At 39.0% G+C, this 25,336-nt stretch carries 23 protein-coding genes; 1 reads left to right on the forward strand and 22 read right to left on the reverse strand.

Translation table 11 applies throughout. The features are described 5' to 3' along the window. Positions 1–13: 13 nt before the first annotated feature. Positions 14–931, reverse strand: a complete 918-nt coding sequence (rbsK, locus tag IGK72_RS11705) for a ribokinase (RefSeq protein ID WP_002381157.1) — start codon at positions 929–931, stop codon at positions 14–16. Positions 932–1,022: 91 nt separating this feature from the next. Beyond that, on the reverse strand, positions 1,023–2,018 hold the full coding sequence (gene rbsR, locus IGK72_RS11710; protein ID WP_002414145.1) for a ribose utilization transcriptional repressor RbsR: 996 nt from the start codon (positions 2,016–2,018) through the stop codon (positions 1,023–1,025). 211 nt (positions 2,019–2,229) lie between these two features. Between rbsR and IGK72_RS11715 the strand changes: the two genes are divergently transcribed. Beyond that, positions 2,230–3,204, forward strand: coding sequence for an alpha/beta hydrolase (locus IGK72_RS11715; protein ID WP_002378906.1), 975 nt, complete (start codon positions 2,230–2,232; stop codon positions 3,202–3,204). Between the two features lie 62 nt (positions 3,205–3,266). Here IGK72_RS11715 and IGK72_RS11720 read toward each other — a convergent pair whose 3' ends face one another. The 20 genes from IGK72_RS11720 to IGK72_RS11815 all read right to left on the reverse strand — a co-directional run bounded on the left by IGK72_RS11720 (position 3,267) and on the right by IGK72_RS11815 (position 25,202). Then, complete coding sequence (locus IGK72_RS11720) at positions 3,267–4,634, reverse strand: PTS ascorbate transporter subunit IIC (protein WP_002355097.1); 1,368 nt, start codon at positions 4,632–4,634, stop codon at positions 3,267–3,269. Positions 4,635–4,648: 14 nt separating this feature from the next. Next, positions 4,649–4,948, reverse strand: coding sequence for a PTS sugar transporter subunit IIB (locus IGK72_RS11725; protein ID WP_002367331.1), 300 nt, complete (start codon positions 4,946–4,948; stop codon positions 4,649–4,651). A 1-nt stretch (position 4,949) separates the two neighbouring features. Further along, entirely contained in the window at positions 4,950–6,959 is a 2,010-nt protein-coding gene (locus IGK72_RS11730; RefSeq protein WP_023894787.1) for a BglG family transcription antiterminator, read from the reverse strand. A 166-nt stretch (positions 6,960–7,125) separates the two neighbouring features. After that, the gene (locus tag IGK72_RS11735) at positions 7,126–7,350 is read right to left on the reverse strand and encodes a hypothetical protein (protein WP_002355093.1); all 225 of its coding nucleotides are present in this window, start codon (positions 7,348–7,350) and stop codon (positions 7,126–7,128) included. Between the two features lie 46 nt (positions 7,351–7,396). Continuing rightward, positions 7,397–7,798 (reverse strand): LPXTG cell wall anchor domain-containing protein, encoded by a 402-nt coding sequence (locus tag IGK72_RS11740; protein ID WP_002385298.1) that lies wholly within the window; start codon positions 7,796–7,798, stop codon positions 7,397–7,399. Next, a complete protein-coding gene (locus IGK72_RS11745) occupies positions 7,779–8,912 on the reverse strand; it encodes a DUF916 and DUF3324 domain-containing protein (protein WP_070416096.1) in 1,134 nt (377 codons plus the stop codon). The genes IGK72_RS11740 and IGK72_RS11745 overlap by 20 nt, the downstream gene beginning before the upstream one ends. A gap of 87 nt (positions 8,913–8,999) precedes the next feature. Beyond that, complete coding sequence (locus IGK72_RS11750; protein ID WP_002365278.1) at positions 9,000–9,689, reverse strand: WxL domain-containing protein; 690 nt, start codon at positions 9,687–9,689, stop codon at positions 9,000–9,002. 425 nt (positions 9,690–10,114) lie between these two features. Next, the gene (locus IGK72_RS11755) at positions 10,115–11,086 is read right to left on the reverse strand and encodes a dimethylarginine dimethylaminohydrolase family protein (RefSeq protein WP_002367340.1); all 972 of its coding nucleotides are present in this window, start codon (positions 11,084–11,086) and stop codon (positions 10,115–10,117) included. A gap of 111 nt (positions 11,087–11,197) precedes the next feature. After that, positions 11,198–12,643 carry an alkaline phosphatase gene (locus IGK72_RS11760; protein ID WP_031324096.1) on the reverse strand — a complete coding sequence of 482 codons (1,446 nt, stop codon included), beginning with the start codon at positions 12,641–12,643 and terminating at the stop codon, positions 11,198–11,200. Between the two features lie 87 nt (positions 12,644–12,730). Beyond that, positions 12,731–14,644: an endonuclease MutS2 gene (locus tag IGK72_RS11765; protein WP_002361095.1), complete on the reverse strand. Its 1,914-nt coding sequence runs from the start codon at positions 14,642–14,644 to the stop codon at positions 12,731–12,733. Between the two features lie 346 nt (positions 14,645–14,990). Continuing rightward, positions 14,991–15,734: a 2-dehydro-3-deoxy-phosphogluconate aldolase gene (gene dagF / locus IGK72_RS11770; protein WP_070416095.1), complete on the reverse strand. Its 744-nt coding sequence runs from the start codon at positions 15,732–15,734 to the stop codon at positions 14,991–14,993. Positions 15,735–15,737: 3 nt separating this feature from the next. Then, a complete protein-coding gene (locus IGK72_RS11775; RefSeq protein ID WP_202229313.1) occupies positions 15,738–16,841 on the reverse strand; it encodes a DgaE family pyridoxal phosphate-dependent ammonia lyase in 1,104 nt (367 codons plus the stop codon). 11 nt (positions 16,842–16,852) lie between these two features. Next, positions 16,853–17,704 carry a PTS system mannose/fructose/sorbose family transporter subunit IID gene (locus tag IGK72_RS11780; protein WP_002355080.1) on the reverse strand — a complete coding sequence of 284 codons (852 nt, stop codon included), beginning with the start codon at positions 17,702–17,704 and terminating at the stop codon, positions 16,853–16,855. After that, complete coding sequence (locus IGK72_RS11785) at positions 17,704–18,453, reverse strand: PTS mannose/fructose/sorbose/N-acetylgalactosamine transporter subunit IIC (protein ID WP_070416093.1); 750 nt, start codon at positions 18,451–18,453, stop codon at positions 17,704–17,706. Before IGK72_RS11785 ends, IGK72_RS11780 begins: the two co-directional genes overlap by 1 nt. Before the next feature lie 23 nt (positions 18,454–18,476). Then, the gene (locus tag IGK72_RS11790) at positions 18,477–18,971 is read right to left on the reverse strand and encodes a PTS system mannose/fructose/N-acetylgalactosamine-transporter subunit IIB (protein WP_002355078.1); all 495 of its coding nucleotides are present in this window, start codon (positions 18,969–18,971) and stop codon (positions 18,477–18,479) included. Between the two features lie 19 nt (positions 18,972–18,990). Continuing rightward, positions 18,991–19,392 carry a PTS sugar transporter subunit IIA gene (locus IGK72_RS11795; protein ID WP_002365282.1) on the reverse strand — a complete coding sequence of 134 codons (402 nt, stop codon included), beginning with the start codon at positions 19,390–19,392 and terminating at the stop codon, positions 18,991–18,993. Between the two features lie 71 nt (positions 19,393–19,463). Then, positions 19,464–22,277, reverse strand: coding sequence for a sigma 54-interacting transcriptional regulator (locus IGK72_RS11800; RefSeq protein WP_023895469.1), 2,814 nt, complete (start codon positions 22,275–22,277; stop codon positions 19,464–19,466). 121 nt (positions 22,278–22,398) lie between these two features. Beyond that, positions 22,399–22,926 (reverse strand): histidine phosphatase family protein, encoded by a 528-nt coding sequence (locus IGK72_RS11805; protein WP_002359138.1) that lies wholly within the window; start codon positions 22,924–22,926, stop codon positions 22,399–22,401. 65 nt (positions 22,927–22,991) lie between these two features. Then, positions 22,992–24,440: an amidase gene (locus tag IGK72_RS11810; RefSeq protein ID WP_023895468.1), complete on the reverse strand. Its 1,449-nt coding sequence runs from the start codon at positions 24,438–24,440 to the stop codon at positions 22,992–22,994. A gap of 96 nt (positions 24,441–24,536) precedes the next feature. Next, positions 24,537–25,202 carry a helix-turn-helix domain-containing protein gene (locus IGK72_RS11815; protein WP_002359135.1) on the reverse strand — a complete coding sequence of 222 codons (666 nt, stop codon included), beginning with the start codon at positions 25,200–25,202 and terminating at the stop codon, positions 24,537–24,539. Between the last annotated feature and the right edge of the window lie 134 nt (positions 25,203–25,336).

Below are 25,336 nucleotides of genomic sequence, written 5' to 3' on the forward strand. Positions count from 1 at the left end.
CGCTCGCTCCTTTTTATTTGTCTGCCAATTCGTGTTGATAAGGAATCGAAGGTTGGGCTCCAAAACGTTGAACAGTCAACGAAGACGCCTTGTTTCCATAACGAATAGCTTCTTCCAAATTGCTAAAATCTTTTTCTAATATACTACTTAATGCGCCAATAAAAGTATCGCCAGCAGCCGTTGTATCAACCGCTTTCACTTTAAAAGCAGGCACAATACCACTTCGTCCATTGACGTCATAAAAGGCGCCTTTACTACCTACTGTAATAATTACTGCTTCAATCCCTAATTGATGAAGTGCTTCTGCGGCTTTACGCATACTCGCTTCATCTGTGATTTTAATGCCTGTTAAAATTTCGGTTTCTGTTTCATTTGGTACAATCATATCTGTCACGTTTAGTAATTCTTCAGGAACTTGTTCTAACGCAGGTGCGGGATTTAAAATCGTTTTGACGCCTGCTTTTTTAGCAATTTTAAACGCTGCAATCGTACTATCAATCGCACTTTCAAATTGGGCAATCACAAAATCACTTTTTTCAATAATTTCTTGATGTTCCTGGACTTGTTTTGGCGTAAAGGCGTTATTGGCTCCTGCGTAAATCATAATGCTATTTTCACCAGCGTTATCTACCATAATAAAGGCTTGGCCAGTAGCTGTTTTCTCTAAAGTGGTGACCCCAGTTAAATTAATTTCATCTTGACTCATTAAATCAGTCATCATAGCTCCAGCGCCATCATTTCCCACAGCACCAATAAAATATGTTTCTGCGCCTGAACGTTTCGCTGCAACTGCTTGGTTTGCTCCTTTACCACCACCTGCTGTAAAATGTTCAATGGCGTGAATTGTTTCGCCTGGTTTTGGCATTTCTTTGACTCTTAATGTTGTGTCTAAATTGATACTTCCGATAATTGTAACCGCGTTCATTTTCATCCACCTCAATAAAATTTATTTTTTCATTCTAATTAAAACGTTTTAGTAAAACGTTTTAATTCCACAACAAAAATATAGCACACCTTGAAAGCTATTTCAAGGGTGCTGTCGAAAATCGTTCAATCAGTTGGACAGGCAAGGTTTGCTCCTCCCAATCTTTTGCAGGCTGATGGATTCTTTCCAATAATAAAGTCGCCGTAGTTTGCCCCAATTGAAAAACAGGTTGAGCAATTGTTGTTAGCGGCGGCGAAACATACTCGCACATATCAACATTGTCATAACCAATAATACTATAATCCTCAGGAATTTTTTTGCCCGCTTCTGCTAATCCTCGATATAAACCAAAAGCAATTTCATCATTGATAGCAAAAATTCCGGTGCTCTCTGTTTTTAAAATTTCGGGGACAGCTTGGTAGCCGCCAGTTTTTGATAATTCTGTTTCGATCAACTGGACCTTTTCCGTATAAACAGAACAAAAACCTTTTAACCGTTGCTGAATATTGACTGGCGCATGTGGCGGCATTACCACGATGACTTGTTCATGTCGTTGCTCTTGTAAATGCTTTGCTGCTAGTTGCCCACCTCTATAATCGTCTGTCAAAACAGCGTCGCTAAAGCCTTCTGCTTTTTTTTGGTCAAGTACAATAAACGGAATCTTTTTCGCACGTAGCGTTTCATTAATCGTTTGATTGGAAATTTCAGAACTTGCAATCACAAAGCCATCGACACTACGACGAATCAACTCTGTTAAATATTCATGTTCTCTTGTAACATCTTGGTCCGCATTGCATAACATCAGTATAAAATTTTCTTTGTATAAAACACTTTCAATTCCTCGAATCAATTGCGCGAAAAATGGATTGGTAATGTCAGGTACGATTACGCCAATCGTCTTACTTTTTTTCATCACCATACGTTGCGCAAAATAGTCGGGCTGATAGTTTAATCGCTCTTTTGCAGCCAATACTTTTTCGACCGTTTTCCCACTAAACCGTGCCCCATTCCCGTTTAAAATTTGTGAAACGGTAGTAATGGAGACACCTGAGTCATTGGCAACATCTTTAATTGTAACCTTTTTATTTGTCATCCTACTTCTCTCCTTGCCGTGAACGCGCCCATTCACCGGACCTCTTAATCTCATTTAATTTACTACAATCATTTACTTTACGCAACCACAAATAAATACGTACATTCGTTTAAACCGTCCTTTCATCCCTTCAACAAATTTCGTTGTTCTACTTTTAAAATGTTATACTGTAGAAAAAATGATTTACTTTTTGCTGAATGGAGGGCCTTAATTGAAAAAGAAATCGATTGGTTTGTTGTTAGCTAGCGCATATTTATTTCACGCACGTTCTCGTCAAAAATCCTTAAAAGCCTGTCTTTTTGAAGATTCTTTACGTCTTTCCCAAATTGCTCGACTTGAACGAAATCCGAAAGTCACCAAGGCTTTTTATCATTGGCAACGATCATTAAATGAACAAGTAACTTTGCCAAAACATTTACGTCATCTTTTTCCTCTTCAAGAAATGACTCAATTTCCTACGATGTATCGCATGGCAAACTCCGTTATTGCGCCTACCAAGAAAGCTGTACTGTACCTGCATGGTGGGGGCTTTACATTGAATCTCGCCTATAGCCAATTAGACTTTAGTTATAAACTAATTGAAGATCTCTCTTTTGCAACAGATTATTTTATCCCTGTATATCCATTAGCACCAAATAAGTCTTTTGCTGATATTTATAATCATTGCTATGCTGCTTACCAAGAAATTTTACAGCATTATGATCCCGAAGATGTTATTTTATTAGGTGATTCTGCTGGTGGTACATTGGTTTTAAACGTATTGCAGAATTTAGCCATCGATTTCCCTGAACGCTTACCCAAAGCTGCTGTTTTAATTTCTCCTTGGTTAGATGGACATTTAGACATTCCTGTTGCCAAAAGTTATCAAAAAAAGGACAAAATGATTGGCATGAACTATTTACAATTAATTGCCCAAGAGATTGACGACACGGCCAATCACTCCACGCTTTCTTTAAATTGCTTGTCCTTTGATTATCAAAAATTTCCGCCACTTTTTTTCGTGGGCGGCACACATGAAGTTTTTTGCCCTTCCTATCACCAATTTTTAAAACAATTAGGGCCACGACCACAAGATACTTGCCGATTGGTGCCTGGCATGCAACACGTTTTCGCAATGAAACAGTACTTGCCAGAAGGACGACAAGCGCGGAAACAAATTGCACAATTTATCCAAGAACAATGGTAAAAGGCAAATGGGACAGAAGTCAAAACGACTTCTGTCCCACTTGCCTTTTTAGAACAAAACACTTAGTTTTCTTCGGCGACTTTTTTCTCCCGCATAGTCAAAACAGCGCTAGCCAAAAGAACAACCACTACAAAAGCAATGATTCCTCCTACTAAAAGACTCGGACCTGCCTCACCTAATTTGCCTAAAAATAGGCCTGGGATTAAATAATCCGTATCCGCGAACGTTGAGGATGCTAACTGTAGATCACCCAAGACTGGTAAAATGAATAACGGTAACCAACTAATTAATAAGCCATTAAACGCAGCCCCTAAAATCGCTCCCCGACGTCCCCCTGTGGAATTTCCAAAAACGCCTGCCGCGGCACCACAGAAAAAGTGCCCGACAACGCCTGGTATAATCACGGTGGTATTCAGACCAACCATCGCTAACATTGAAATAGTTCCCACAATAAAGCTCACAAAGAACCCAATCAAGACAGCATTTGGCGCATAAGGAAAGATAATGGGAACATCAAGTGCTGGTTTAGAATTAGGCACTAATTTTTTAGCAATTCCTTGGAAAGCTGGCACAATTTCTCCTAAAACCATCCGCACACCCTGTAAAACCACTACGAAACCAGCCGTAAAGGTTCCTGCTTGAATTAATGAAAAGATGATCGCATTTTCGCCATTGCTTAACTCATGCTCGACATAGCCTGTCCCAGCCAGCAAAGCCAAAATCACATAGACAATCGACATCAAAATCATAATTGAGATGGTTGAGTCTCTTAAAAAACCAAAACTTTTAGGAATTTTAATATCTTCCGTTGACTTTTCTTTATTCCCAAAGACTTTTCCAATAAAGCCACTTGCCGCATAACCAATATTCCCTGTATGCCCCATTGCTACTTTATCATTTCCAGTAATTTGTTTCATAAAGGGCTGACAAAGAGCAGGTGTCACTGTTAATAAAGTTCCTTCAAATAAACCACCTAAAAGAATCATTGGCAAACTAACGCTAAAACCGGCCCCCACTAAAATAACGGCTGTCAAACACGAAACGTACATCATCGCTTGACCTGTCAAAAAGATATATTTAAAACGTGTAAAACGCGCCAACAGAATATTAACAACCATGCCCACCAACATAATCAGAGCAGTTGGTGTCCCATATTGTTGCAAGGCAATCGCTACAACTGCTTCATTACTAGGCACCACGCCTTGTGTATTTAACGCGGTTTGGAACATCTCCGCAAAGGGCGTTAACGAATTCGCTAATAGCCCTGCGCCACCAATTAAAACTAAAAAGCCGACGAATGTTTTCAACGTTCCTTGAACAACATCAGAAAATTTCTTTTTCTGTAAAACTAATCCCAACAAAGCAATTAATGAAACCAGAATCGCTGGCTGGCTAACAATTGAAACAAATAAATTCAATAAAGTTTCCATGTTTTTCCTCCTTCTTATTGATGTGCAATGCCATTGTCATCTAAAACTTTCAAGACTTTCTCCTTCGTTTCATCGTAATCAATAATCGCATTTAAAGGAATGATTTTTTCAGCAGGAATTGACCCTAAAGCATCTTGCAATGTTTTTTCGACAAAGAAGTAATCAGCCATATCGCCACTGGCACTCCCGACATCTGTGTGATCAATTTGAAAATTATCTGTATCAACACCGACTTCCTCTAAAATTTGTTGGATATTCATTTGCACCATAAAACTTGTTCCTAAACCACTTTGACAAACTGTAAAAATCTTCATCTTATTTCTCTCCTTCTTGGATAATTGATAGTATTTCTGGGACGGTTTCAGCCGCCACTAAGCGATGTAATGATTCTTTTTTTGATAGAATTTTTGTCAGACTAGATAAGGCCCGTAAATGTGTTTCGTTATCTGAAGCAGCTAAACAAATAAAAAGGTGAATTTCATGCTTAGGATCTTCTAATAAATCGACACTTTTTTGGATTTTTAGTAATGACATGCCTAACTGATTAACGCCATCTTCTGGTCGCGCATGAGGCAATGCTACGTCTGGACAGATATGGATAAATGGCCCAAACGATTCGACTTTTTGAATCATTGCATCAATGTACTTTTCCGTAATACTGCCATTTTTTAATAACGGCTTGGCAGCTTCTGTAATTCCCGCTCGCCAGTCTGCAACTTCAGGCAGGACTTGGACTGTTTCTGTTGTTAATAATTCCGATAACATTGGACGCAGATCCTCCTCTTTTTCTAAAATTTTGTTCATTTTACGATGCAAGACACGATATAACTGCGCTTCTGTGACTCCTTTTTTTAAGGAAATGTAAGGTTTTAACGCATCTAAAATATCTTTAACATCTGGCATGGAAATACCTGGCAATAGCCAATCTGATTGAACTTGGTGCATCAATTGATTTTTCTCCAAAGAGCTCATAATGGGCTTGGTAAGATAAACCTTTTTGGCTGTTTCAATAGGGACCGTTGAGAAAATGATGTCATAGCTTTTTTCAGATACATTCTCTATTTCCCTCACCGCATTTGTTTCTTTAAATTCAATCATTGGAAATAGCCGACGCAATTCCGATTGCAAAATCAACGAAGAACTGATACCACTGGGACAAACAATTAGCGCTTTTAGCTTTTCTTGCCGCTGTTCATTTTTTTGCCCGAAAATTTCTCCACCAAATAATATGGTAAAAAAACCGATTTCCTCTGACGGGATTGACCGTTTCGTTAATTTTTCTAAAGGAGCTAACGCTTGTTCACAAAGATGATAAAGCGACCGATACGATTGTCGAATATCCTTGATTAAAACATTCGGCAAGTAAAAGCCATAGTTAATTCGAAAATAGGCAGGAACCAGATGATAATACACATTCATGAGCAATTCACGAGGCTGCTCAAATTGAACGACGGCCAATAATTCCATTTTCCGAATAATTTCACCAGAAATATCTAATAAAAACTCTAACTTCGTATCTCGCAATTCTCCTTGCAAGGCTGTCATTAAACAAATCGTGAAAAAAAGACTCTCAGTTTCTATATTCGCCACAGGCCCAACTAAATCACTTAAAATACGACGACTGACGGGATAAGCGCGTAAGGACTGAATTAACTGGTTCTCAGGCCAGACGACTGTTTTATATTTGCCTAATCTTTTTTGAGAAAAAGCAAGAAAGTAACTAATTTCATCCAATCTGCTGGGTACTAGTTGAAGCTGCGCTTCCTGGACGGCTAATTGAATGCCGTCACGCATTTTTGCGTATTGGCTCATTTGATGCTGACTGAGCCAGCAAAATAAAGCGAAGGTGCCCGACTTTTGTTGTAAGAGGCGGGCAAGCCAATTTTTCCCGAAACGACGAATCCGAAATTCATCTCCTTCTAGGTAAAACCCTCGTTTTCGTTCGTAGGATAAAGCAATGTTTTCAGTTGCTAGTTGGTGTCGGACTTTTTTGATGTCCGCTAAAATAGTGCCTTTCGAAACGTCTAAAAAATTTTGGTAATGATAAACTGATAGTTCTTCGATCTCTGAATAAGTGAGTAAAAAAATGAGTGCTTGTCTTTCTGCTTCGCTATAGATCACTTGACGTTGTTGAAAAAGTTGCTTCCCCCATTCATTTGCGGAAAGACTTGGAATGCTGACAGTATTCTGTTGAACTTCTCCGCCTATTGCCGAAAGTTGCGTCACTAATTCTCGTTGCGAAAGATCGGTTATTTGTTGAGCCAAAGAGAGCGCAATTTTTTGCCCTGCATACTCGTCAAGGAGATAACTTATTTTATAATTCACAGCCTGTGTCCTCCTCCTGTAATCATCATATAATGGTAGCGCTTTATTTTCTATCTAAGTTGGGTACAAATGTCTACTGTACTTTTTTGATAAATTGTACCGTTCTTTATTTTAAAGTTAACAAAAACCCGTTGCAAGTTTCTTAAAAACTTACAACGGGTTTTCTTTATGTTAATTGTGTTTGTAATGCGATATTCAGCAAAATAGCCACCGCCACCCAGCCGCCACACATCACCAGAAGCAGCCAACTAAACATTGATTGTTTTACTAAAGACTGCTTAGGCTTTGCCAGATGTACAAAATTCATGCTATTTACTAAGAATAGTAAAAATAAAGCAAAACAAAGGACGGCCAAGCCAGCACAAATCCAAATCCACATCGTAATCTCCATCTATATTCCTCCTTCTACAATTGACTCTGTTTATAAAAACAGCACATTATTTTTCCTTTTTCCTTTTTTTATTCAAATAATAGAAACTTGTTAGTACTACGAGTAAACATGCAATACCAAGGCTGTAAAGCCACGTGCTATTTCGTTCACCTGTCCTTGGTAATGACGTCTGTGCATTAGTCGGATTCGTTTTAGCAGTGGTTTTTCTGCTCACTTTGTCTTGTTGTTGTGACGTTTTTTTATCTTTATCAGTGACTGGTTGCTCTGTTGGCTTAATGACACCTTCCGTTTTTAGTGGCTCTTTCCCTCCATAGAACGTTACACCGATATTCGTTTGCCCTACTTCTTCTGCAAAACTCTCAGAAGAAACAATTAGACTCGCAATGCCAACGGTTAAAAGTATTCCCAACATCACCAGAAGTGACCCTTTACTTTTCATTGTCATCATAGCGTGCTCCTTGTCTATTTTTCAAGGCTGCCTGTTTTTCTTGTTGTAAATAGGCTTGTTGTTTCAGTGTTGCTTTCTGTTGCGTAAAACGCCAAATAGCTAGAATTAGACTCACAATTGTTGCAGCTAACAAGCCATAAAAAGCTTGATTCCACCAAGTCGGTAGGACCAATTTCACTACTGCTTCTTTATTTAATTTTTTGGCTTCTTGACTACTGATGGTAAATTCTTGCTTAAACGGCCACACTTGTTGTTCATCTTCTTTCAAGACCGCTTTTCCTTCAAAAATATAGGTTCCTGGACGAACATCTTCTTTCCCGAAATCTAAATGGAAGTTCATCGTCGAATTTGGCGCAAAACGAACACTTGGTAAAATCCGTTTGGCATATTCTTTCGTTTCGCCTTTTTTCGTTACTTTTCCTTCTAAACGCACTTCAGGAAAAATAGCGGATGTCGGATTCTGAATAACCGCTTGGACCGATTTATTTCCTAAAGCAATGGTCGGAACTAATTTAACTAATTGAAGAGTCTCTGCTAGATACATCGGTGTATCTTCTGACATTCGTAAAGCAATTGCTACATTAAATCCATATCGACTGGTTAAACCCGTTGATTTTCCTTTTTCTTCCTTTTCATCTTCTGCAAGCGAAGCATAAACACCACCCAAAACTAATCCTTGGAAACCATTCGCTGGAATTTCGACAGTCATTTTGGCTGTTACGGTTTTCTTAGCGGGAACTTTTACATGTTCCTCAGGTAATTTAATTAATGTTGTCAAGGGTACTTTTAAACTTGAATCTGGTTTTTTCTCGAAATCATTGTACACAATTAAACCATTGTCATTCGTCACAGCATTCGCCAAATTTAAATCAATCGTCAATTCTTCATCTGTTTTATTAATTAAAGATAATTCGACTTCTTGTTTCTGTCCTGGTTTTACAATGATATCGTAGTAGGATTGCGTATTTTTCGCTTGATTCTCAGGAATATTGGGTTTAACTGTAAATTTTGTATTCATGTTGTCATCCGCTTCTTCTGCTTGTACAGCAGAAGGGATGCTTAATGCCATCACACAAATAAAAACTGTGACGATTAGCCAGCGCATTGTCTTCATTATTTGTTCCTCCTATGTATCGAAAAGGAGCCGTGCACCACTGCGCAGCTCCTTTTCTAGTAATGCAGTATTCTCGTTAGTAACTTTTTATGGCGCAGCCACTAATGTCCAAGTTACGTTACCTGTATACGCACCATTTGTAATTTGTGAACTAGGTGTTGTAATGTTTAATTTTACATTTGATAATTCAGAATCCCATGTACCTTGACCTTTACCAACTGCTGCTGTAGCAATTGATACAGCTGCTCCACCTACTGGAATAGTTGTTCCAGCAAATTCAGGACTTCCTGGATCTGCTGCAAAGGCAGCTACATCACGTGAGTATGTTTTTGCTGTTTCATCGTATTTCGCTACTGCTCCTGTTTGTGCAAAGGTAATTGAGCCTTCTAAAGTAGCAGTGCCATTTTTCATTTCAGCAACGCCGGCAGTAACTGACCAACCCGCTTGTGTTCCACGAACATCCCCAACGGCATAACGTTTTGTTTGGGTACCTGTCGCATCTAACGAAATCGCTGATAAATCAGAACTAACTTCTGTCGAAGCAAATTTGAATTCTGTTGGAACATATAACAAATCAAAATTTGTATTCGAGCCTGGTTCTGGTTCTTGGGTGCTTCCATCATCTCCATCACCCGTACCGCCTGGTAATGAACCACTTGTCATCTCTACGTTTGCTGGTGTTGTACCAGTTGTTGTTGCATGTGCTGCTGCAGGAGCAATGCTTGCCCCTAAAATTGCCGTTCCTGCAAATAAAGTTACCAATGTTTTTTTCTTCATTTTACTCTCTCCTTTATATCTTGGTTAATTAATGAATAAAAAAGTGAAAAACTTTTCTATCTCAGTAGAACGTAAACTAAGTATAGCGAAAAAAAGACTGCTTGTGATTTCAAATTTTAAACACCTCATGCAAAAAAAATGAATTTACTATAACAGCAAGATTCCAACGACTTTTTGTGTCTTTGAAAACGTAATTTTCAAAAAATATATTGTTTTTTTTCATATATAAAGTAGTAATTTTATAAAAAAACAGCGAGAAAACGTCAAAACATTAGTAACAAACACTAACATTTTGACGTTTTCTCGCATTTATTAAATCAAAATTTCCTCAATATTTTTAAAAAAAATAGTGAAAACTAAAATTATATCGTTTTCATAGACAAAACGTACATTTTTTCTTACGAAAATTGATAATCACTCGCTGACTATTCTCTAATCAAAGCTTGCGTTGTACAACGGAAAGAACCACCTAACATTCTAGAAACATGGTAATCAATTGCCTCAACTTTGATACCTTTTGCTTCTATTTGAGGAATTAAGGTTGTAAACGATTGGTCCGTTATATACGTTTCTTCGTTAAGCGGTAGACCATTTGTCACTAAATACGCTGCTTCTTGCAAAGTAACGTGAATTTTTTCCCAGTTTGCTAATTGCGCAGGAAGTCCATCCAAAAAGGCCTCTTCACAAACAATCATCAAGCCTTCTCTCAACAAGCTTAACGCACAATCTAAGTGGAGAATATGCGGATGTAACCGAACCGGCACCACTTCATAACCAAAATGACCAATCATATTGGCTAACCACTGAATCCCTGCTAGGTTACTTGCCAAGCCAGAGTAGCCCACAAAAATTGTTGTTCCTAGAACTAAAACATCGCCGCCTTCAATAAAGGGACCTGCTTCACTTAAAGCCCCTTCAGAAATGTCAGGTTGTGGCGCAGCAAAATAATAGCCTTCTGCTTCTTGTGTCCACTGCTGAATAATCGGACGAATTGGTAAAATTTCTTGTCGACGGTGTTGAAATCTTAAGTTTCCTTCTATTAAGAGATTGCCAATTGTAAAAAAAGGGTCTCGTGAAAAGAAGTTACTATATCCTACGCCCAATTCCTTGCCATGTTCTTTTTCATAGGTTGTCAATAAACGTGGACGAAATACTTCTACGCCATAAGATTCTAATACTCCTTGCATGACTTCTTTTTCTTTTTCCCAACGCACTTGTTGTTCTGGTGCAAAGTCTGCTAAATCACGCCCTTCATTATTCTGTGTTAAACGGGCATTTTCCTCTGTTAAAAAAGTCGTATCCGCTTCATCAAATTTATCTGGTAAACAAAATTGCGATTGTGCTAAAACAACTGAACGCAACGGTGCAAATTCACTTTCAACATGCATTTTTTTCATTATTTGACCTCACTTTTATCTGGTTACCTTCATTATAACAGAGATAAAATTTTTATGCCTTCAATGAAGAAAAAGCAGAACTTCTATACGTTCTGCTTTTTCTTCATTTTGTTATTTACCAATACCTTTATCTTTAATCTCAGCTTTTTGCCCGGTGCCATCTACTAAGCCAAAAATAATCTTCGCTTGGTCTGTATTATCAATTTGTCCTGAAAAAGCTTCTGCTTGTGGGCCATAAGCATAGACATTTACATCTTCTCCTGTGTGTCCGCCAGTAGTCCAACCAGTATTCGAACGTTCATCAAAAATCTTTCTTAATGCCTGAGCTATTTTTTCAACATCTTTTGACTCCGCCGCTGTTTTCACTGCTTTCAATTCAGCCTCACTTAATTGAAAATCAATATACTCAGTCACTGTTTTTTCCACATTACTATTTTTAATAATTTCTTCTGCCATAAAATCAGGCGTGCGTTTTGCCGCATGTAAAGGCTCCGTCAACCAGTTGTATTGATCTCCTTTGCCTAAAGACAAGCCCCCTGTTGAATGATCTGCAGTTGTAACCACCAATGTTTCACCATCTTTTTTGGCAAAATCGATAGCCTTTTCAAACGCCGCTTCGAAGTCTTGCATTTCGCTCATCGCGCCAACAATATCATTGCTATGCCCGGCCCAATCAATTTGACTACCTTCAACCATTAAAAAGAAACCTTTTTCATTTTTATCTAACCGTTGAAGAGCCGCTTCTGTCATATCAGCTAATGAAGGGACTTCTTCCGTTCGGTCAATCATTTTAGGTAGCCCGCCTGGTGCAAACAAGCCTAAAATTTTGTCGTCTTGGTTCTCATTCAACGACTTTTTGTCTGTGACATGACCATAACCCGCTTGGGAAAATTCTTTGACTAAATCACGATCTTTCCGGGCAAATAATTCAGAGCCGCCGCCAAGTAACACATCGACTTTGTGTTGTCCGTCGATTTGATCATCAAAATAGTCATCGGCGATTTCTGCCATATTTTTGCGTGAAACATTATGTGCGCCATATGCAGCAGGGGTTGCATGTGTTATTTCAGATGTTGCTACAAGACCCGTTGATTTCCCCACTTTTTTCGCACGTTCCAGCACTGTTTCTGTTTTGGACTTGTCATTATCGAGCGCAATAGCATTATTGTAGGTTTTCACTCCAGCAGCCATCGCTGTCGCTGCGGACGCTGAATCGGTGACATTCTCTTCTTCATCTTCTGGATAAGTGGCTTGTTGCCCAACTAAATAGGTATCAAAAGCTGTTTGGGGAACACGCTTGTCTGAGTGATTGGCTTTGAAATAGCGATAGCCCGTTGTATACGGATTCCCCATGCCATCTCCAATCATAAAAATAACATTTTTTACTGGTGCTTTTTCGGATTCAGTTGCCTTCGCTTCAGCAACCTCTGTTTGTTTTTCGCCGCTTTTTTGTTCAGATAAATTTGTACAACCCGCTAATGTTGTGAATGTTAATAAGGTAACCCCTAGCAAAGCTCTTTTCTTCATTTCCTTGTTTCCTCCTTCATATCTACCCATACATTGACTATAACAAGTCTTAGTTGATTTCTGATAAATAACAAGTAAACAAAGTGTTAAGTTGTTGTATTGCTTCTGTTAAGTTCCTTATTTGTCGCGTCTTGCTGCTCTTTTTTCGGCCTCTTTGCGTAATTGTTTCTGCGCTTTTTTTGAGCCGCGTTCAATATCTTTGAGTTTCTTTCGTTCATGGAAATCTGTAAATAAACTTTCTAAATCATAGTCTTGCGGATACAGATCTTGTGCTTTCGCTTGTAATTTCAACCGTCTTCGTGGTACATTTTCAATTTTATCATTCACAAATACTTGGATTTCTTGTTCACCCTCATCTGTAAAAACCAACCCAATTTGTTGTGTTTCTGTCAATAGGACACGATCACCTTTTTGATAACGGTCTGTTTCTTCTACAAACGTGGCAAAGGTCGTTTCTTTTGCTTTCAGGGGTTTAAATAGACTTCGATTAGTAGGGTATTCTTTCCGCTGAATATAATGAGCCGCCTTTTCAATGAGCTGTGGCTCCATCTTCATTTTACGTGCAATCCAAAGAGCCTGACTATCGCCAACTTCACCAATTTTCAATTGATATTTGGGCGTTAATGTTTCACGATCGAAGGCCATTGCGGCGGGCACAAAATCGTCATGCTCTTGGGCAAAACGTTTAATTTCACCATAATGGGTCGTTGCAACTACCAAGGCTCCCTTTTGATACATCGTTTCCATGATAGCAATCGCTAAGCCAGCTCCTTCGTTCGGCTCGGTACCACTGCCAATTTCATCTAATAAAACAAGCGTGTGTCGCTTAACATTACGCAACATTTCCGCAATATTTTTCATGTGCCCAGAAAAAGTGCTTAACGCATTTTCTAGATTTTGCTGATCACCAATATCGACAAAAATTTCATCTAATACTGGAATCTCTGTGCCCGCTTGTGCTGGAATTTGCAACCCAAATTGTGTCATGACAGTCAATAAGCCAACTGTTTTCAAGACAACCGTTTTACCACCAGCATTGGCACCTGTAATGACAAGTCCTCGATACTCTGCTCCTAAAGAAAACGTCAATGGTACTGCGTGTTCTAATAAAAGAGGGTGTTTTCCTTGAACAATGCGCAAGCGTTCTTCTTTGTTTACTTTTGGCGTAATCCCACCAATTTCGCGACTATACTTTCCTCGTGCAAAAATAATATCTAAGGTGGTCATTGTATCGACGGCTTGATCGACAAGTCGTTCTTGCTCATTAATTAACCCAGTTAGTTCTGCCAAAATTTGATATTCTTCCGCTGTTTCTTCCGCTTTTAAGAGTGTCAATTGTTCATTTAATTTACTAATTGCTACAGGTTCAATAAAGACCGTTTGTCCTTTATTGGATTGCTCAATGATTGTGCCTGAAACCTTATTTTTATAGCTAGCTTTGATTGGTACTGTGTAATGTTCCCCTTTTTTCACCATCATATTTTCTTGAATATACAGTTGATTATTTTTATTACGTAAAAATTTGGTGACTTTTGTTTCAATTTCTTGTTGGCATTCATTGATTTGACGCCGGATTTTCCGAAGTTGTCGAGAAGCATCGGTGGCAACTTTTTGATTATGGATTTTCGTATAAATTTGTTCTTCAATTGCTCTGAAATCAGCTAAGTGCTGACTGTAACTAAATAGGCGTGGTGTTTGGTATTGATTTTTTTCAAAAAACTTCTGGATTCGCTGACTACTTCTTAAAAAGTCAGCGACCTCAATCAATTCGTTTGGTGTAAGGATTAAGCCTTTTTTCACTTGCTGAAGCAAGCGGGTAATTTGGCTCAAGCCCATGAAAGGGACGTGTTGTCCGCTATCAATAATTAAGCGGGCCTCGGTTGTTTCCGTTAAGCGGGACTGCACTGTTTCTAAACGTGTTGCAGGGACCATTTTCGCCAACCGTTCTTTACTATACTCGCCAATCGCACGTGTTTGAACTTCTTTAAGAATTGTTGTAAATTGTAATTTTTGAATGGTTTCATGATTCATTTGTTTTTTCTTCCTTTCTATCACGAAAAGAATACCTGGCGCCTTTAAATAAAAACCAGTTTCTATAGAAAAAAGAGGACAGCGTTCTACCGCTGTCCTCTTTATCATTGGATAAAGGTTACTAAAGAAACCTCTTCTAAAGGAGGTATTTAGTAAATGAGATGACTGACAGGTATCACTTTCTAAGCACACCAAATAAACCTTGCTTGGTTCACTGGTTATTCAACTTATCAATTAGATACCTACGACACTCACCAAAATACCCCACATTCATTTGTTGGTTTTTATTTATTCTCCACTTGAGAGTAGCAAATCTGGCGAAGAAAGTCAAATAAAGATTGGCCCTTTACTTATTCAATGTGTTTTTCATCATGGTTAGTAACGTTTTCACGTCTTCTGTTCTAGTGTCCCCTGTTTCTTGATCGATAATTGAGCTGTAAACATGAGGAATGATTTTTTTAACGCCGACATCCACCGCAATTTGAACAATTTCTTCAAAGTTTTCTAAATCAATGCCCCCTGTTGGTTCTAAATAAAAGTCATACTTGGCACAAGCTGCTGCTACTGCTTGGTATTCTTCTTTGTGAGCCAAGCCTTTCATCGGGAAATATTTAATGGAACTGCCCCCCATGTCTTTCAACAATTTGATGGTGGTTTCGATAGGCACTTCCGCCGCTGGCGCACCCGAGCTTAACGGACCTGTCGCAATGTTGACATAGCCAACTTTGCCTGTGGGTGAAACCAAGCCATTAATCACTGTTTCGTCTTGACGAAGTAAGGCCCGCGAAGCGCCGACACCTGTGAAGACTTGGTTCACGTGTTGCGGTTGTAGAACTTCTGATAAGCGAGCCACCATTTGACTTTGATTTGGATCACCAGCTCCTAAGCCGACAGATAAAGCGTTGTTGGTTGCTGCTTGGTATTTTTTCATATCGTCAATGGCTGCTTCATCGGTTTCATAGTTTTTTGAAAGGACGCCTAACACAACATGCCCTTCTGCTGCTTCATAACAGGCTTGGGCATTTTCTACTGAATTGGCTAAGACGTTTAAACAAATGCGTTCTTCTAAATAATTAGGTTTTAATGACATGACTTATTTCTCCTTTGTGTCCATAATTTCTTGTAATCGTTGCACGATTTTGTTCATTTCTTCTTGATTGACAGAACGAATGTCAAACTCAATGATGCCATTGTTGGCTTGATATTCACGCGTATAAATGGCCGGACTTTCTGCTTTTAATGCTTGGATGACTTCCTTAGCGGTTTTTCTGCCGTCCACTTTGACACTGGCGCGATAAATGTCTCGGCCAGCGCCATCTTGGACGATTTTGGCGGTTAAATCTGACAAGTTGTTGATAGCTTCAACAAACGGTTTTAAACGCTCTTGCATCGAAGCCCCTGATTCACTGCCATGCGCCAAATATTCTTCCACTGCTTGCGTAAAGCCTAGAATATTGTCTTTGCCAATTTTCATTGCTCGACCAATGCCTTTGCCTTGTAGGCGCACCCAGTCAATGTATTCTTTTTTCCCGACCACTAAACCGGCACTTGGCCCTTCAATGGCTTTGGCGCCGCTGTAAATCACCAAATCAGCGCCTGCTTCAGTGTATTTGAAAAGATCTTCTTCTGCTGCCGCGTCAACAATTAGCGGCACCTTGTGGCGTTGCGCCACTTTGGCCGCTTCGGCCACCGTCAGCATACTTTTTTGCACGGTATGATGGCTTTTGATGTATAGAATGGCCGCTGTTTTTTCAGAAATCATCATTTCCACGTGTTCTGGACTGCACATGTTGGCGTAGCCAGCTTCCACCACTTGGCCGCCACCTTGCGCTACCATAACTTCTACAGGCGTGCCGTAGTCCACGTTGTGCCCTTTAGGTAAAACAATCTCTCGCTGTTCAATTTTTTCTGTATAGGGATGATACGCGTGGTACAAGCTGCCTTTTCCAATCAATGCAGCCACCGATTGGGCAATCCCCGCCGAAGCCGAGGAAACGATTTGGGCATCTTCTACCTTCAACAAGTTGGCTAAAAAGGCCCCTATTTGCACACTAAGTTCACTCATTTCAAAGAAATGTTCGCCGCCGAATCGTTGAGCTGCTAGGACTGCCTCCGAAACTTTGGAGACACCTAGAATGGTCATTTTGCCAGAAGCATTGATGACTTCTTTTAAGTGAAATTTTTCGTAACTATTCATTATTTTCTCCTTTATAACAAACCAAAGAATGAAGTGACCAAACTAACTAAGACAATCGTGCCGATAATGATACCGTAACGTGGGCCTTTTTTTACCATGAAGAAATAAATAGCCATGACTGCTGCTAAAGGAAGTAACCCTTTCATAATTTGATCTAGAATATCTTGTAAAACAATCGTGGCACCGCCAGTAACTTTAAACGTCATCGGGCTAGCAATTTTAACATAACTCGCACTTAAAGCGCCCATCATCATCATTCCTAAAACATTTGCTGAATAAATGACTTGCTTGATTTTGCCGTCTTTTAACAAACTTAAGATTGAATTACGCCCTAATGTATAGGACTTATTCACTAACGTCCAACTGATGTATAATGTAATGGCTGTGTACAGAACCAACGGACCGATACTTCCAATCACGTTACCTCCTTTAGCCATTGGAATAAAAATGGAAATGATTAACGGCATTAATGCTGCCCAAATAATCGAATCGCCAATCCCAGCCAGCGGACCCATCAGCCCAGTTTTAATCGATGTGATCGCCGTATCAGAGATCGCTGCGCCATTGGATTTTTCTTCCTCCATAGCAATTGCAATCCCTTGAATGGAAGCCCCTACTGTTCCTTCAGTATTAAAAAAATTCAAATGACGTTTCAGAGCTTCTTTTTGTTGTTCTTCATCGTCTGCGTAAAGTTTTTTAATTGCAGGAATCATCGATGCACAAAAAACTAAACTTTGAAGACGTTCATAAGAATTTGATAATTCACAGCCTAGTTGATAAATCCAAAAGGCTTTGGATAATTCTTTTTTAGTAATTTTTTTCTGTTCCAATTGTTGTTCATTTGCTTGTGTCATTTGTTCCATTATGCTGCCTCCTCACTCAATGCCTTGTTTCTAACTAAAAAGGCAATACAGATTCCTAAAATAGCGACGGCCATAACTTCTGCGCCAAAATATACTACTGCAACAAAACCAATTAAAAAATAAGGAATCAAATTTTTCTTGCCAATTACCATAATTGTTAAGGCGAATCCTAACGCTGGTAAAATACCACCCATTACTTCAAAGCCGTGCATCAACCATGCTGGGATAACTTCTAAGACTTTATTCACCACAGATTGACCAAAAAAGTTCGCCGCAAAAACCAACGGAAAGCGAATTAAAAATCCTGCTAAAGCTGGATAAACAAACGCAGCTCGGTAAATCCCCCCATAATTTAACTCTTCCGCATATTTATCAGCCATATGCACCCACGTCGCATTGATGGTGCGCCGTAATTGATCCATAAAGACGCCTAACACACCAAAAGGAACAGCTAGTGCAACAGCCGCCTCGGCATTCATTCCCACACCTAAAGCAATCGGAATCGCGATTGCTGAAGCTAAAGCCGGATCACTAGGCACATTGCCACCCGGTGTGGAGGTGACTCCGAGATAAACAAGTTGAATCCCCGCCCCCACAACCATTGCTTCACTAAGTTTTCCTGTTGCTAAACCAACCACAAACGCTGCACCTAATGGCTGAGACAGCATGCCTGAAAATGTGTACCCAAAACGCAAACGTGCAAACCAATAATAAAGTCCCATAATAATTGAAACACCTAAAACGCCCATATGATTCTCTCCTTTTTCTCTGATTATAGTGATTGATATTTTTCAATTAATTTTTGAATTGGTAGGGGATTTTCTTCGGGAATCGCTTGGAAGAAAACATGGATGCCCTTCGTTAAAAGTTCAGTCAAAATTGCAACATCTTCTTCAGATAAATTGATATTTTTTAAAACATTTTTCCGATTTGGTCCGCCACCTAAGCCACCAACTTGAATCTCCTCTTTAATAATTTCTTGGTCCACCATCGCTTTTAAGGTCGTTAAATCTGGCACTAAAAATAACACCTTTTTCTCTTCCTTTTCTTGCGATTCCCAATATTCTTTGGCACTTTCAATCCCTTTAATTACTACAGAAACCCCTGGAGGCGCCGCCATTAAATAAATACTTTGTAAAAATTCATCTTGCTCTAGTTCATCACTCACTACCAAAATTTCATTTGCACCTGATTGTTGTAACCATTTAGTCACTACTTGTCCATGGATTAAACGGCTATCGACTCTTGTTAATACGATTTTTGACATTCTGTTCACCTGTACTTTCTTATTTTGGAATTTCTAAAATTTGACAACTGTCTACTGCTGCTTGTTGAATCATCTCTGCATCTTGTAAACGAAATCCAGGACCACTTTGTTTCATGACGGATTCTAATAATAACGATGTGCATAATCCTGACACAATCAGGAGGTCATAATCTTTTGATAAACGTAATGCAACGTTACTAGGTGTGCCGCCTTTAACATCTGTTAAAATTAGCAACTGGTTGTGCCACGTTAATTGGTCAATTTTTTCTGTGACTCGTTCTAAATAATCCCCCAGTGAATCCTCTGCTTGTAATGCTACTTCATGTACATTTGTGACTTCTCCTACAATCATCTGGACGCTTTTGACTAATTCCAAGCCCCAACCATTGTGTGTTAAAAGTAAAATTGGTTCATTTTCCATAAACAAACTCCTTTGCTAATTAATCATTTTATTAAAAGCAATAAGTGTGCCAACTTTCATTTCCGTTTGAATTAAGCCTTTTCAAAGAGCAATTCATAAATATAGCGCACTTCCAAAGGTGGAATCAACAGATTATAGGACACTTCAAGCGGTCGAAACGCCATTTTTATGACAGATACTGCTTCTGGCAACTCTCGATATGACACTTCATAAGCTGTCGGGTCATATTCTGGATTCAATAATTGCCGTTCTAACATACAGGCACAATGAATGATAAAACGAAGTAAAATCTTTTCGTCACTTTTTATTTTAGTTTGCAAGCAAATGTCTGAATAAATCTTAGCTAATTCGATTGAAATGGTTGTAGGATTCAAAACCGTTAGTAAGTCTGTAATAGCTTCGATTGATAATCCTTGAATATATTTAGCTGAAACTTTTTTTAGTAACTCTTGGTTTTGTTTTTCTTCTAAATGATGGCCTAATAATTCGAAAACTAGCTGAATACCCCGCTTCGATAGTAAATCTTGTAAAGAAATAAACGGAATATCTGGCACTTCTGTCTTTACGGTGCCAATGATACCAACGATTTTCTCTTCTTTTCGAACAAAAGAATGCAAGCGATCAATATCTTCCACTTCTCTTTTCTCTAAAGTAATGATGCGTACATTCGTTAGTAATTCATTAGGAAAAGTTTTTAGTAACAACTGTTCAATTTTAATAGCAGTCCCCATGCCAGTTAGACAGGAAATAATGAGAACTTTTGCCTCGTTGAAGCGACCTTTACTGCAAATCAAGGCGCGATGATTTTTTTCTTTTAAGACTGGTAATAGATACTCAAACGCCGTCGATTCATAAATGACTTCTCGGGCCACTTCTAGCAATGTTAATAGATTGATATTGCTAATTAGCAGCACTTCCATTTGAAACGTTTGACTGATAGCATTACCAAAGTAAACCAGGGAACCGATGTCCACCATTAAAATAATTTTTTTATACTGATTTTGCTTTACAATTGTACGGACTTTTTCTAATGTTTCTTCCACTGATTGATTAATCGGCATATCAACTGCACGCATGACCGTTGTTGAAAACAGAAGGTTGGTGTACTCAACCATGCTACTGGCCGTCGCGGCACCATGTGCAACGACGATAACGCCACAGTTTTCTTCATCTGAGTGCGCTCTTTTTTTAGCTGTGACTTTACGAATAAATAGATCGAAAAAGAGGATTTCCGTATCAGCAAAAGAAATCCCAAACAATGTTTGTAGAAAGTCCACCATGGTCTTAGCAGCTTGATACTGGGTTACTTTGCCAGAATAGATATTTTTGGTATCTGAATAAAATGTTTCATTCATTTGTGCAGAATAAAAAACAGCAGAATAAAGGTGGACAATTAAAATATTCTGGAAATCCTCTGTCAATTTTTCTTGGATTAATTGTTCAAAAAAGACAATGGCTTCTTGAATTTTTGGCTGCAATGTTTCGTCAATGGCCTCTAAGGCTAGCGGTTCTTGAGCAAAAATGTCCATATCATAAAGTTGCTCGACTTTGTTTTGCATGATTGCTAGCGCATCCTCTGTCGAAAGAGTTAATTTTTTCAAATCCGCATATTCTTTCAATAGAAAATTATAAAAACGATCATTTTTCAGACTTTCCGATTTGAGTAACTCTTGACTGCTTAAATAAAAATGGTTGTATTGAATCGTGAGGCCATCGTTAGGTATCCACTCATTAAAAGCCAGCAGACTTTCTACATCAGGTTGCTCTTTGACTGTCCCCTCGTTTGCTTCAATGCAAATAGTTTCCGTTAATTGATCGAACACTTCTAAATAGGCTTGTGCGCTCATAAATTGAATCGCCGCTTTCAATTCGCCAACGTTGGCTTCAAAATGAGTAAACGTTAATTGTTTCAACGCCTCATAACGAATATGGATATTCTTTTGAATCCGTTGACTTTCTTCTAAGAAAAAGGACAAAATCAATTGAATTTTTTCTTTCAAAGAGCGCTCGGCTAAAGCTGGAATGGCTAATGTCACAGGGATCCTTCTTAAAAACGTTTTCAAAAAATGTTGATTGACTGCTTCGGTTGTTGCAAAAATAAATTTTATCGATACATTTCTTTGTTTTTCGGCTTCGCCCATCCGTGTAAAATACCCTTTATCCAAAACTGTAAACAATTTTTCTTGGCCTTCGCTCGTTAATCGATGGACTTCATCTAAAAATAAAAAACCGCCATCTGCCAACTCCACTAAACCTTTTTGGTCATTGACGGCACCAGTGAAACTGCCTTTTTTATAGCCAAACAGATGCGAAGTTAATAATTCTGGATTGTTGAAATATTCTGCACAATTAAAATAAATAAACGGAACTTCTTGGTTCATTTTAACTTGATAAAATTGGTGTAATTGTTCTGCAATTAAGGTTTTCCCCACCCCAGATTCTCCAGTAAGTAAAATATTCAAGCCATTAGGCGGATATAAAATAGCGGCTTTCAACTTCTTGATGGCGTCTGCTAAGCTCCCATCAAAACCAATTACGTTCGCAAATGGATTCATTTTCAGTAGCTGCTTTTTCTTATGTATCTGTTCTGTCTGTTGATAAATGTCCTCTTGCAGCGAAGCGAGGGAATCGTAGCACGTGCTACTTTTAAAAAAAGGAAACTGTTCCTCTAAGTAGTCTTTATCAAAAAATAACACTGGTCTAGATTTAACTTTAACGACTTGGTCTTTTCTTACTAATTCTGAAAGCTCTTCACTAACAGCGGTTCGGGTATAGCCAGAGGTCTGACTTAATTGCGAAGCCGTTGCGGGCAACAAGATTTCTTTGCTACTTGGATTTTGTACGTGAAACTGTTTTAACGCTTGATGAATATTATCAATTCTCATAGTCTTTTCCCCATTTCTTTTTTGATCCAAAAGTTAATTTATTATACATTAAAACGGAAGCGGTTTCTTATTTACCATAAAAAAAATCAAGTCTTTAACCAAAAGATTAAAGACTTGATTTTTATTCTCCGTATTGTACAAGTTGTGTATTTTCACAATGAAAGTCCAAGAAATCTTGGATTTTTTTACCATTGAAGTAGTTATCAATGACTCGCATAACCGCATTGTGGCAAACAAATAGGTAAGTTTCCTCTGAAGCCAAGGCTTCCTCAATCAGGGGATAAATTCGACCCGCGACATCTAGGACTGATTCCCCTTCTGGAAACGGCAAGGAAATCTCAGAACGATTTTCTTGGAAAGCCGTTGTTTCAATCGGTTCACCATCATAAATGCCAAAATTCATCTCAATTAAACGAGGTTCTGTTTCAATCGTCAATTGATTTCGTTCTGCAATTTTACGTGCTGTTTCTTGCGCCCGTTTTAAAGGGGACGCCAGTAAACGGTCGATTTGAATTCCTTGTTTGGCAATTTTTTCAGCTACCAATTCCGCTTGTTGATAGCCTTTTTCGGTCAATTGCGCTTCCGCATGACCACAAATTCTACGGGCCACATTATAATCTGTTTCACCATGTCTCACTACGTACAGCATTTTTCCACCTCAGTTTTTTGTCTTGTGTCTATTTTATCTGAAATTTGGTCACAATAACACCCTATTTAGCGGTAACTTTCTGGTAATTTAAATTTACCTTTTTGCTCAAACTGTTCGCCTACTTGGAATAAGAGATCTTCACGTCCACGAGCAGCCAGCAATTGAATGCCTAAGGGTAACCCAGCTGCCGTAATATGTGTGGGCAAGCTGATAGCTGGTTGTCCTGTCAGGTTCGCTAATTGAGTATAAGGTGTTAGCTGTAAACTTTTATCAAAATAATCATAGATTAATTCAGCTAGCTCTGCTTCTGTTAATTCAGCTGCCTGTTCCATTCGTTGACGAATATGCTCACTTTGCAAATCTTCGTTAATTTTTGGTGCTGAAAAAGCCGTTGTTGGTGATAAAAACAGATCAAATTTTTGAAAAAGTTCTTCCATCGTTACTGCTGCTTGATCCCACAACTGTAATGAATGAACATAGGTGGCTGCTGGAATCTTTTGGCCGAATTGATGCATGGTCCATGAAAAAGGTTCGATTTCTTCTTTACGAATTGGGCGCCCGAGCCCCTGTTGAATGCTGTTCATCATCGCTGTAGTTTCTGCGCCGTTCATTTGATAATAGGAGCGAATCAGCGCTGCACCATCGACTGGATAAGGAATTTCAATGATTTCATGGCCAGCGGCTGCCAGAAAATCAGCCGCTTGTTTCGCCGCTAGTGTTGCTTCTGGCGAAATCATTGAGCCGATAGGCGAAGCGGTACACAGAGCAATTTTTAGCCGTTGTTTTTTAGGGTGTGTTTGCCATTCTGCCAAGGGCGCTTGGTAGGGGGCGCCACTGTGGCTACCACGTAGGCCATAGAATAACGCTTTGGTGTCTCTCATAGAAATAGTCAACGCAAAGTCAATCGAGGCACCTTGCCAGCCTCGCCAGCCTTCTGGGCCGACAGGCATGGAGCCACGGCTAGGTTTTAAGCCAATTAAGCCACTAAAAGAGGCGGGAATTCGGATGGAGCCACCGCCATCGCTAGCGCCGGCGATAGGAACAATCCCGCTAGCGACAACTGCGGCAGCGCCGCCACTGGAACCGCCTGGCGAACGTTCCAGGTTCCAAGGATTGCGGGCTGGCCCGTAAAGCGCAGGGTCCGTAATATTTTTAAAGCCAAACTCTGGAGCGTTGGTTTGTCCTAAAGGCATCAAACCAATCGTTTCTGCTTGTTTGACAAAGTTAGAGGTCGTTGTTGCAGTACTATTTTTAAAAAGTTGCGAGCCGGCCGTTGCTGACCACCCCGCTTTTTCTTGGCCTAACATTTTCAATGGAAATGGCAAACCAGCAAATAGTGTGTCCTGCTGTTTATTTTTTTGATAAGTTGCTTCTGCTTCTTGGCTATCAAAAGTTACAAAGCCATTGATCTTTGGATTTAACTTTTGGACTTTTTTCTCAATATCCTTTAAGAGTTCTGTGCGACTTACTTTCTGTTCTTTTAATTGTTGTACCCAATATAGTCCGTCTTTCATACAGACCCACCTCCTATACTATTCCGTATTAGTATAGCATGGTTTTTAGGGGTCATCCTGTGATGGTGATTTTCATTCGTCAAGAGTTTCTTTATTTTAAGTAAATAATTCGCCAATGTAAGGAAGCAACTGCGGATGCAGTTTGTAGCCTTTATACCGTGTATTTTGGATACCTTGTTTTTTAAAGCCCCCTACTTGAATTTTTTTATTTAATTTTGTCAGCTGTTTGGTCATTTTTTTTCGATTATTGGCTGTTTCTTCTGTGTCATATATTAATTTACAAAGGCGCTCCATTGGTAAGTGTTCTTTTGGCGTACTATACAAGACAGCCAGTAGTGCACGTTCTGCGGCTGTTAGCTTTATCCCCTCTACATCTAACTTTTCATCTTCTCGTTGGATGGGTTTATTTAATTCTGCCAAAAGGAGATTTTCTCTTAATGTATCCAAAGTCGCATCCAATCGTAACCAATTGAGAATGCCATATTGATAGCTAATGCTCAATTCTTCCGAGGTAGGAATGTCTTCCGAGCGAAGAAACAACGGCGTTTTAACTCTGGCTAATTCCTTTAGATATAAATATTGTTCTTTGCGAGGAATCGTTTCGCTGAGAATGATGGCATCAAATTTTCGATAAAACAAATGACTTTCCTTAATTTCACCAATCAGACACGTCGTACAAAAAACTTGATGATCTAAATGCTGTAAGCGGTTTTGAAAAGCAGTTTCTGATAAAATATTTTTTGTGATGACCATTATTTTCATTCTTGATTCCTCCTTAATTCTTTTTTAGTTCAAAATTTTCTCAATTTTCGTGTTTTGTTTTGATATATTTAGTATACTGGAATTTTTTCGAATTAAAATTTAGAAATTTACAAGCAAATCAGTCATTAACAGTC

Origin of the sequence: Enterococcus sp. DIV0183, assembly GCF_050541505.1 — a bacterium.
In the GTDB taxonomy this organism is placed as follows: domain Bacteria; phylum Bacillota; class Bacilli; order Lactobacillales; family Enterococcaceae; genus Enterococcus; species Enterococcus faecalis.